The 10492-nt window shown below is 47.6% G+C and carries 9 protein-coding genes and 1 tRNA gene; 5 read left to right on the forward strand and 5 right to left on the reverse strand.

Going from position 1 to position 10492, the window contains the following annotated elements; genetic code table 11:
- Positions 1-163: 163 nt before the first annotated feature.
- Both AB7U36_RS10925 and AB7U36_RS10930 read right to left on the reverse strand, forming a co-directional pair.
- Positions 164-1867, reverse strand: coding sequence for a long-chain-fatty-acid--CoA ligase (locus AB7U36_RS10925; RefSeq protein ID WP_428159809.1), 1704 nt, complete (start codon positions 1865-1867; stop codon positions 164-166).
- A 39-nt stretch (positions 1868-1906) separates the two neighbouring features.
- Entirely contained in the window at positions 1907-2629 is a 723-nt protein-coding gene (locus AB7U36_RS10930; RefSeq protein ID WP_428159810.1) for a TIGR04211 family SH3 domain-containing protein, read from the reverse strand.
- Positions 2630-2969: 340 nt separating this feature from the next.
- Here AB7U36_RS10930 and nagZ point away from each other — a divergent pair, with 340 nt between their 5' ends.
- Complete coding sequence (gene nagZ, locus AB7U36_RS10935; RefSeq protein WP_428159811.1) at positions 2970-3986, forward strand: beta-N-acetylhexosaminidase; 1017 nt, start codon at positions 2970-2972, stop codon at positions 3984-3986.
- A 63-nt stretch (positions 3987-4049) separates the two neighbouring features.
- Here the strand turns inward: nagZ and tsaD are convergent, their stop codons facing one another.
- Both tsaD and purM read right to left on the reverse strand, forming a co-directional pair.
- On the reverse strand, positions 4050-5075 hold the full coding sequence (gene tsaD, locus AB7U36_RS10940) for a tRNA (adenosine(37)-N6)-threonylcarbamoyltransferase complex transferase subunit TsaD (RefSeq protein ID WP_428159812.1): 1026 nt from the start codon (positions 5073-5075) through the stop codon (positions 4050-4052).
- Positions 5076-5097: 22 nt separating this feature from the next.
- Positions 5098-6141, reverse strand: a complete 1044-nt coding sequence (gene purM, locus AB7U36_RS10945) for a phosphoribosylformylglycinamidine cyclo-ligase (RefSeq protein WP_428159813.1) — start codon at positions 6139-6141, stop codon at positions 5098-5100.
- Between the two features lie 164 nt (positions 6142-6305).
- Here purM and AB7U36_RS10950 point away from each other — a divergent pair, with 164 nt between their 5' ends.
- The 4 genes from AB7U36_RS10950 to AB7U36_RS10965 all read left to right on the forward strand — a co-directional run bounded on the left by AB7U36_RS10950 (position 6306) and on the right by AB7U36_RS10965 (position 9434).
- Positions 6306-7619, forward strand: coding sequence for a homoserine dehydrogenase (locus AB7U36_RS10950; RefSeq protein ID WP_428159814.1), 1314 nt, complete (start codon positions 6306-6308; stop codon positions 7617-7619).
- A gap of 106 nt (positions 7620-7725) precedes the next feature.
- A complete protein-coding gene (gene thrH, locus AB7U36_RS10955; protein ID WP_428159815.1) occupies positions 7726-8331 on the forward strand; it encodes a bifunctional phosphoserine phosphatase/homoserine phosphotransferase ThrH in 606 nt (201 codons plus the stop codon).
- Positions 8332-9297, forward strand: coding sequence for a D-glycero-beta-D-manno-heptose-7-phosphate kinase (rfaE1, locus tag AB7U36_RS10960; protein ID WP_428159816.1), 966 nt, complete (start codon positions 8332-8334; stop codon positions 9295-9297). It abuts the gene before it with no gap.
- Positions 9298-9357: 60 nt separating this feature from the next.
- Positions 9358-9434: transfer RNA gene (locus tag AB7U36_RS10965), tRNA-Met, on the forward strand.
- Positions 9435-9665: 231 nt separating this feature from the next.
- Here AB7U36_RS10965 and AB7U36_RS10970 read toward each other — a convergent pair.
- Positions 9666-10492: recombinase family protein (locus tag AB7U36_RS10970; RefSeq protein WP_428159817.1), on the reverse strand; the 827-nt coding region annotated here is incomplete at its 5' end.

Below are 10492 nucleotides of genomic sequence, written 5' to 3' on the forward strand. Positions count from 1 at the left end.
TTCATACACTTTTTATGGGAGCAACAGAACCGATTAGACCTGGGCGTAAATTTGAACGAAAACATAAAGTTGCCAAAAGGGAGCATCATATGAATTTAAAACCTTGCCGTTAACTTTATGACATTGAAGCCATAAACCTGGAAATCCAAAGGCGTTGTTTATCTTATTCAGCTCTTTTTATTTTATTCAGCTCTTCGGCCCTTAAATCTTTCCTTAACACTTTACCAACATTGGATTTCGGCAGCTCGTCTCTGAATTCCACGACCACGGGCAGTTTATACTTGGCAAGCTTGGTGCCGCAATAGTCAATGACTTCCTTCTCGGTCATGATCTCTCCTTGCTTGAGGATGACAAACGCTTTGACTGCTTCACCGCGTTTGGGGTGGGGAATACCAACGGCACAGGCTTCAAGAATTTTGGGATGCTCAAACAGCACTTCGTCAATTTCCCTGGGGTAGACATTGTAACCGCCGGAGAGAATCATGTCTTTTATGCGGTCAACAATATAGAAATAGCCGTTTTCGTCCATTCTGGCAACGTCCCCTGTGCATAGAAAACCGTCTTCTGTGATGGTCTTGGCTGTGGCATCGGGCCGGTTCAGATAGCCTTTCATAATCTGAGGGCCCTTGATAAGAAGTTCACCAGGCTCTCCTATGGGCATCTGCCTGGTATTGTCTTCAAGATCCACAATTTTGCAGACCGTGTCAGAGATGGGCAGCCCGATACTGCCCACAACCCGCTTTCCGTGGAAGGGATTGATATGGGTGACCGGCGTGGATTCGGTCAGGCCAAAGCCTTCCACGATAACGCCGCCGGTTTTTTTCTGAAAATTGTTGATCACATCCACCGGCAGGGGGGCAGATCCGGAAAAACAGCCCTTTATTGAACTTAGATCCGTCGTTTCCATATTCGGATGGTCCAGCATGCCGATGTACATGGTGGGCACCAGGGGGGCAAAGGATACTTTGAATTTGGAGATGGCTTCCAGAAGCGGCCCGGGCTGGGGTTTGGGCACCAGTACATTGCTCCACCCCATTTTGATGGCAAAGTTCATGGATGTGGACATGCCAAATACATGGAAGAAGGGAAGGGCGCCCAGCATCGTTTCCTTGTCTTTCTCAAACGCGGGGAACCAGGCTTCAAGTTGCTGGACCTGGTAAGAGATATTTCTGTGGGTGAGTATTACGCCCTTGGAAACACCTGTGGTACCGCCGGTATACTGGTACATGGCCTCATCGTCCATGGCGACTTTTGCCTGACGGGTGTCCGGGGCATATTGGGCAATGACATCCTTGAATTTATACAGGTTGGGTGCAGGGGCAACATCTTTGGCCAGGCCTTTTTTTTTTGCCACCAGGGGGAAAAGCAGGCGTTTGACAAAGGGAAGATAATCGCCAATGGATGTATACACAATGGTTGTAATGTCTGTTTTTTCCCGCAGTTTTACCATGCGGTCCGCTAAAAGATCCAGGGTGATCAAAAATGTGGCGTCAGAGTCCGTGAACTGGTGTTCAAGTTCCCTGTCTGCGTAAAGCGGATTATTAAATACAACAATGCCGCCGATTTTTAATGTTGCATAATAGGCGACCACGCAGGGGATGACATTGGGCAGCAGAATGGCCACCTTGTCCCGTTTTTTTATATCAAACGCTTTCAGGGCTGCGGCAAATCTGCAAACCATGTCATTGAGCTGCGTAAAGGTCAGGGTATAGCCCTGGAAGATCAGGGCCGGGTTATCGGGGACGGCTTTAACCGATCGTTCAAGATACTGGGGAATCAGAATATCCTGATAGTCAACATGCTGGGGAACGCCTTGGGCGTAAGATTGTGTCCATATTTTTTTTCCATAAACGCTCGAGTCAGACAAGACGTTCTCCTTATGATATGCCGGGTTGGCGGAAAAGAATCAGTCCAGCAAAGAGCCTATACCGCCCCGCCTGGAAGATATGCTCAGACCAATAACCCAGCCAAGGAGAAGCACGCCTACACCGGCCACAAACCATTTAATCATGTCGGTTTTAAACATGAATCCACCATTTTCCTTTTGCTGGGCAAGCGTGGCGGACAAAGAGGAAATCTGGGTTTTAAGGCGATTGTTTTCCTCTAACGTGGCGGCTACATTGGCAGATGCGGTCTTAAGCGCAGTATATTGTGATTTTAAAGTTTCAAGGCTTTGGGTCAGGACCAGGTTTTCTTTTTTAAGCTGTTCCATGGCGGCCTGGTCTGCACCCATGTCTGTGTTTTGATCCGTATTTATTTTGGCAGTACCGGACAGGCTTTGGCCTGCCTGGTCCGTCAATGCCCTGATTTTGTCTTCAAGGGCGGCATTTTCTTTTTTTAACTGGTTTATAATTATTGATTTGGGTGGATCTGTTACAATATAGTTTTTGTCCACCCATCCCTGTTCCCCGGATGAAAGTTCCACTTTAAGGTAGCCTTTGCTTTCTTCAATTATGGTTACAGGGGTATCGCTTTTTAACGCGGAGATCACAGGGTAGCCAGGGCCCGGCCCCTGCCTGAATGTGAGAATGAGTATATCAGAGACATACGCGGTCTGGGCATGGCATAACACTGTGGCCCCGACAACAATTAGCACAACCGCACAAATCCGTGGAAATAGTTTTATCATTATTCATTGCCTCCTTAACAGTTTTTAGTTAATTACCAGTCCTTACCTGTTTTTACAACACCCGGCATGTAAAAAAACTTGCCAAAATCCGCGGATTCGGCTGTCTTCTGCACGAGCAGTCCGCTACCTGGGAAAACATGGCCCGGGGTGCCAGGTGCAATTCTGCATTGAGATTTTCCGCCACAACATCAAAAGTGATAGTGACTGTCGTTTCTGCTGACAGACCTGTTTCAATCATATATAACGGTATTGAATTGAACAGCATGTCCAGGTGGAAACCCATTTACCAGTACATGCCGGAAATATTAACCCTTGAACAGCATTTGCAGGGTGTACAGATATGATTCAATTTAATTTTCAATCAATAGCGGATCTGGCTGGCCAGCGTCTGATGCTTGGGTTTAACGGTCACACCCTTAATGCAGAATTAAAGCATCTGATAAAGGAATACAGGGCAGGGGGAATTATCCTGTTCCAGCCCAATATTGAATCTGCGGACCAGTTGCGCCGTTTGTGCATGGATGCCCGAAAATATGCACTGGATCAAGGTTTGCCGGATCTGTTTGTTGCCGTGGACCAGGAAGGCGGGCAGGTGGCAAGGCTGCGCAAACCCTTTACCGAATTTCCCGGCAACCCCCATATGGCAACCCTTGAACACGCCCGGGAGTTTGCCCGGATTACAGCATCAGAGCTGTCTGGAATGGGAATTAACATGAACATGGCTCCGGTTATGGACGTGGCTCCGCCGGGTGTGGATTCCATCATGAAGGACCGGGTGTTTAAAGGGGATGCAAACCGTGTGTCCCAACTGGGCACTGCGGTGATCCAGGGACTTCAAAAGGCTGGTATCATGGCTGTGGCCAAACATTTTCCAGGCATTGGCCGAACAGTAAAGGATTCCCATTTTTTTCTGCCTGAACTGGACGCGGAATTGTCCGAGATGAAACAAACCGATCTGGTCCCTTTTGAAGCCGCAAAACAAGCACAGGTTTCAGGGATCATGCTGTCCCATATCTTGTATCCCAAACTGGATCCGGACTGGCAGGCCAGTTTGTCCAAAACTATTGCATATGATCTTTTGCGACAGACTATGGGATACCAGGGCCTTGTCATGACCGACGATCTTGACATGAAGGCCATCAGCCATGATATGGATACCTGTATTCACAAGATCATGACCGCACAAATCGACATGGCGCTTGTCTGCCACGCCGGACCCAATATCGCTGATGCCAGGGACGCCGTGATGCGATATCTTGAAAAGGACAGGGAATTGTTTGAATCAGGCCGAACCTGTGTGAAAAGGATTTTATCAACCAAGGAAAAGTTTCTTGTTCGATATTTAGTTTGTGCCTGAACAGAAATCCGAGTTTGGACGCAAAGTTACCTATATGCAAGACGCAGATGGGTGACTTTGCGTTCAAACAACAGGAACCACGGATTTTACCCGGGAATAGACATCATCTTCAAGGCCGCATATCTGGTTGTTCCGTATCATTTCCCAACCCCTGGCTGCAATCATGGCAGCATTATCTCCACATAGAGACAAGGGGGGGGAAAATATTTTGATTTTATATCGTGCGGCTCTTTGGGCAAGGCTTTTTACAAACGTTTGGTTGGCGGAGACCCCGCCTGCAATGCCAATGATAGAACAGTTTTTATCCATGGCTGCGGCAATTAGTTTGGTGGACAGCACATCAATGACAGCCATTTGGAATCCGGCTGCCACATGGGCAGGCTGAATTCCGCTCATATCCGATCTCATATCGGGGTTTTCATGAAGGTGCCGGGCCACCGCAGATTTAAGTCCGCTGAAGCTGAAGTCAAAGTTGTCTTTTCCAAGCATGCTTCTGGGAAATTTGATTTTTTCAGGGTCCCCTTTTTTTGCCAGTGCTTCGATGGCAGGCCCTCCCGGATAGCTTAACCCCATCATTTTGGCTACCTTGTCAAAGGCTTCTCCTGCCGCATCATCCCGGGTCTGGCCTATAAGGGTGAATGCGCCGGGTCCTTTTACATGATAGAGATTGGTGTGTCCGCCTGATACCACAAGGCAGATGAACGGAAACCTGGGGGGATTATCCAAAAGCTGTAAAGAGCAGATATGGGCTTCAAGGTGGTTAACGCCGGCCAGAGGCAGATTCCGTGCCCAGGCCAGGGCCTTGGCATAGGAAAAGCCCACTATAAGTGCGCCGATCAGCCCGGGACCCTGGGTGGCGGCAATGCCGTCAATATCATCTAAGCTGACACCGGCTTGTGTAAGGGCTTGGTTTATTACCGGGTCTATGGCCTCAAGGTGCATACGTGATGCAAGTTCCGGCACCACACCACCGTATATGGCGTGGGTGGACACCTGGGAGGAGACAACAGAAGACCGAATGCGCACACCGTCTTCCACGACTGCAGCCGCAGTTTCGTCGCAGGAGGATTCAATCCCGAGAATGCGCATGGTTTAGTATCCGGAAGAACAATCAGACATACCAGGTCTGGATCTCGTTGTTTTCCCTTTCCAGGATTTCACCTATGAAATAAGCTTTTTCTTCCATGGCACCCAGTCTGTCCAAGACTTCCTGGACGGATTTTTCAGGGACCACCACCACCATGCCGATGCCGTTGTTAAAGGTCCTGTGCATGTCATGTTCCGGCACATTGCCTTCCCGCTGGATGATGTTGAATATGGGCGGAATCTGCCATGAGCCTTTGTGGATAACAGCCTTGCATGCCTGGGGAATGACCCGGATGATGTTCTCATCTATGCCGCCGCCTGTGATATGAACCAGGCCGTGAACAGGCAGATCGCGTAGCAGATTTAGAATGGTGGATACATAGATGATGGTGGGTTTGAGCAGTTCTTCTCCAAGGGTGGTATTCAGATCGGCCAGCCGGGTATTGACGTCATACCCGCATTTGTCAAAAAAAACCTTGCGCACTAAAGAAAATCCATTGGAATGGACACCTGAAGAGGCAATGCCGATAAGTTTGTGCCCCGGACGGATATATGAGCCGTCAATAATTTTGTCATTGTCAACGATGCCCACACTAAAGCCGGACAGATCATATTCGCCTTCCTGGTACAGGCCGGGCATTTCAGCGGTTTCTCCGCCGATCAGCGCACAGCCGGCCTGGGTGCAGCCTTTGGCAATACCTTCAATGATCTTTTCAGCCACGCTGTTATCCAGTTTGCCCATGGCAAGATAATCCAGTAAAAATAAGGGCTTGGCCCCCTGGACAATGATATCGTTGACGCACATGGCCACAAGGTCTATGCCTATGGTGTCGTGTTGGTCCATCTGGAACGCGATTTTCAGCTTGGTGCCCACGCCGTCTGTGGAACTGACCAGTACCGGGTTGGAAATATTGGTCAGATTCAGGGAAAAAAGTCCGCCGAAACCACCGATTTCACCCATGACACCGGCCCGTGGGGTGGATTTGGCAATGTCTTTTATCCGGTCTACCAGCCGGGTGGCTTTATCAATATCAACGCCGGAATCCGCATATGTCAAAGAGTCATTCATCTTATCTCACCTATGGCATCTTAAAAGATCTATAAATACCTTTAAAATTGTTAATCATACGCCTAAAGCCTGTAAAAAGTCAAAAGCTTTTTGACAAGAGATACCTGGATGAAGTATTAAGTGGTGATTTTAAACACAGGACTTATTTTGGAGAAAATATCTTCATGAAAACAATCCATATCGGCTTACTTGGATTCGGTGTAGTCGGAGCAGGCGTGGCAAAATTGCTCAAGGAGAAAAAAGAACTGCTTGAATCCCGGATCGGTGCCTGTCTGAATCTTAAAACCATTGCTGACCTTGATATCACAACGGACCGGGGTGTTGATTTAACAGGGACCCAATTAACAACCGATGCCGCATCGGTTATTAATGACCCTGACATTGACATTATTGTGGAGCTTATCGGCGGGGAAACCGTAGCAAAAAATTTTATTTTTAAAACCCTGGAAAACAAAAAGCATGTGGTGACTGCAAACAAGGCACTTCTGGCAGGTTTTGGTAATGAACTGGTCAGCATTGCCGGAAAGAATCAGGTTGATTTGGCATTTGAAGCTTCCTGCGGGGGATGCATGCCTGTCATAAAAAGCCTGAGGGAATCTTTGGTCGCCAACGACATTCATGCCATGTGCGGAATCCTCAACGGGACCTGCAATTATATCCTAAGCAAGATGACCCGGGATGGTTCCCGGTTTGCAGATGCCTTAAAAAAGGCTCAGGAGCTGGGTTTTGCCGAGGCTGAGCCATCCCTGGATGTGGACGGATATGATACGGCCCATAAACTTGCCATATTAAATGCCCTGGCCCATGGTATGAAAATCAACCTTGATGATATCCATGTGGAAGGTATCCGGAACATAGGTCCGGCAGATATCTGGTTTGCAAGAGACTTTGGCTATACCATTAAACTGCTTGCTATCGGAAAAAAACATGAGAACCATGTTGAAGCCCGGGTACATCCCACCATGATTCCCTGCTCCAATCCGTTGTCCCATGTGGATCATTCCATGAATGCCATTGCCATTGATGCAGACGCCACAGGCCAAACCATGCTTTACGGTCATGGGGCAGGCATGATGCCCACAGCCTCGGCTGTCCTTTCGGATGTAGCCGATATAGCAAGAAATATCATTTCCGGTACCCGGCGCAGGGTCCCGACTTTGGGGTATCCCGAGGAAAATATTCAAAAAATACCTATTCTGCCCATGGCCCAGTTGTCCACCCGGTATTATCTGCGCTTTGAGGCCCAGGACCATCCGGGGGTTCTGTCCACCATTTCAGGAATTCTGGGTGAAAACGACATCAGTATCAAATCTGTCCATCAAAAAGGGCGCAATGCCCATGGTCAGGTACCGATTGTCATGCTGACTCACCTGGCCAGGGAAAGCAGGGTTCAGGCGGCCCTTGCCAAGATTGTTCAAACCGACTGCGTGGTGGGAGAACCCGTTATTATCCGCATTGAAGATGATGATACGGAGTAGGGTTCAGTCGTTTTTTTAGTATTCTATATCCCGGTATCCGGGGTAAAAGTCATAGCATAAATAGAATCAACAAGACAGAATAAACAAAACAAAAAGGGCTAAAGGAATGAAAATACTTGTTGCCGATCTGGAAGGGGTTTTTTTGCCTGAAATCTGGATCAATGTAGCGAAAAAAACCGGGATTGAGGAACTTAAACTGACCACCCGGGATATCAGCGATTATGATGTGCTTATGACCAAGCGTCTGTCCATACTTGATGAGCATCATCTGACACTTAAGGATATACAGGGCGTTATTGCAGGTCTTGATCCCCTTGACGGCGCAAAGCAGATGCTGGACTGGATCCGGAAGCAGACCCAGATTATTATCCTGTCCGATACCTTTGAAGAGTTTGCAGGGCCGCTTATGGAAAAACTGGGCTTTCCTGCGCTCCTTTGTCATAACCTGACTGTGGACGCAACAAACCGGATTACCGGATACAATCTGAGAATCGATAATCAGAAAGCTCGGGCTGTTAAAGCCCTTCAAGGCCTGAACTATCATGTCATTGCATTTGGAGATTCCTACAATGATACCGGTATGATCCTGGCGGCAGACCAGGGCTTTTTCTTTAAGCCTCCTGAATCCATTACCAAGGTTTTTCCTGATATCCCCATTACCCGCTCCTATGACGAACTTAAGGTTATGCTTACTAATCTTCTGGCAAACTGAATGATAAACATTGATACATTTAAAGATCTGCAAGTGCTTGTCATCGGGGACTTAATGCTTGATGAGTACCTGTGGGGACGGGTTGACAGGATTTCACCGGAGGCGCCTGTGCCTGTGGTGGCGGTGGAAAAGGAAAGCCATACACTGGGCGGAGCCGGCAATGTTATAAATAACCTTTCAGCCATGGGGGCAAAGGTTTTTGCCATGGGTACTGTGGGTAGAGGGCCGGCTGGTCGTGATGTTTTAAAAAAGCTTGAAGCCTTGAACGTTGATGTCACAGGGGTAATCAGTGAGCCGGACCGTCCCACAACACGGAAAATCAGAATCATTGCAGCCAGTCAGCAGATGCTTCGAATCGACAGGGAAGTCAGGCACCGGATAAGCGCCCATACGCTTGACGCATTAACCAGGATTATTGCCGGCTACATAGGCAAAATGGATCTTGTTATAATTTCAGATTATGATAAAGGCCTTGTAACCCGTGAGCTTGTAGCCCGTATTGTTGAACTGGCAAAGAAATCAGGTGTGATGACCCTGGCAGATCCCAAGTCCATGGATTTTTCCAAATACATGGGGGTAACTGTTTTGACCCCTAATAAAAAAGAAGCCGCAATTGCAGCCGGTATGCAGATTCAAACTTCAGAAGAGATGGAAAAGGCAGCAGCAAAGATCATGGCCCTGGCCGGGCTTGAAAAACTTATTATTACCTGCGGAAAGGCAGGTATGGTTCTCTATGAAACCGGAAAGCCGGCTGTCGCCATTGCATCCAAAGCAAGGCAGGTCTTTGACGTGTCCGGAGCCGGAGATACGGTTATCTCTCTTTTAGGTCTGGGATTGGCATCAGGTGCCACGTTTGAAGCGGCTGCCGGGTTGGCCAATTTGGCGGCTGGTATCGTTGTGGCCAAAGTCGGAACGGCAACGGCTTCAATTGATGAACTAAAACAATGCATTATGAAAAATGTTTGAATTCGATGAAAATTTAACTTGACTCGAAATCACCTTTGACCTATATATATCCAATATTGTTGCGGGGTGGAGCAGTCTGGTAGCTCGTCGGGCTCATAACCCGAAGGTCATTGGTTCAAATCCTTTCCCCGCTACCATCTTAATAGACGGCTCGTTAAGTAGATTGTCATTGACAACAGGCTTGGCGAGCCTTCTTGGTTTTTGGGCCGTTTCTTTCATAGGATCTCCTTTCGAAGCAATCTTTAAAATTCCAGCCAAATCACCGTAAAGATCTATTGATAGCTCTTTACCGTCTTTTTTCTGTGTGAGTACTATTTTATCAATTAAAGCTCTGACATGTTGCTTGGCTTCTCCTTCATTGCCGTCTTTTAACGCCGTTTTAAGTCCGTTAATGGCTTTTCTGTAACGAAGCGCCATTGACGGATGAAAATGGGGCGGATGTCATTGCTCTGCGTTTTAATCAGATTTTTTAATTCTGTTTGTTTTTCAGATATCTTTTCCAGGTCATCTTTAATGAGATTGGCGGGCACGCCATCTTTGAGGGCCTGAATTAAGTTGCTTTTTTCTTTATCCAGCTTGGAAAGTTCCGTTTCATGTTTTTTTAAAGCGGCTTGTTGCTCTGATCTTAGGAGGTTTATGTGCTTTTTGTATTCTTCACAGAAGACCTGAACAAGATCATCACGCATAAGATGTGTTTCAAGGGCATTAAGCACCGTATCTTCCAATAGACTGGCCTTAATGGTTTTTTTGTTGGAGCAAACGCAATCCCCTTTATTTCTTGCTGTTGAACAGCCATACCTATCAGTATTCACTTTTGAAAATCCGCCGGAACATTCTCCGCAGACCAATAACCCTGAAAGGAGATATTGCGGGCGTTTTTTTGCATTTAAAGGGCCTCTTTTCTGGTCCAAGGTTTTTTGTTTGGCCTTTACGGCATCCCATAAATCTTGGGATATAATTCTAAGCTCAGGCAGTTCTTTACGAATCCATTCGGATTCAGGGTTAAACCGGGGCACGCGCCGACCCGTAGACGGATCTTTAATAAATCTTTGGCGGTTCCAGATCAGCTCACCAACGTATAAATGATTGTTCAATATTCCGGTGCCGCGCCTGCGGTTACCGTTGATCGTCGATTGTCCCCATGTTTTGCCTGAAGGGCAGGGCACGCCTTCTTTATTTAAATCAGAGGCGATGG

This window comes from Desulfobacter sp. (genome assembly GCF_050177295.1).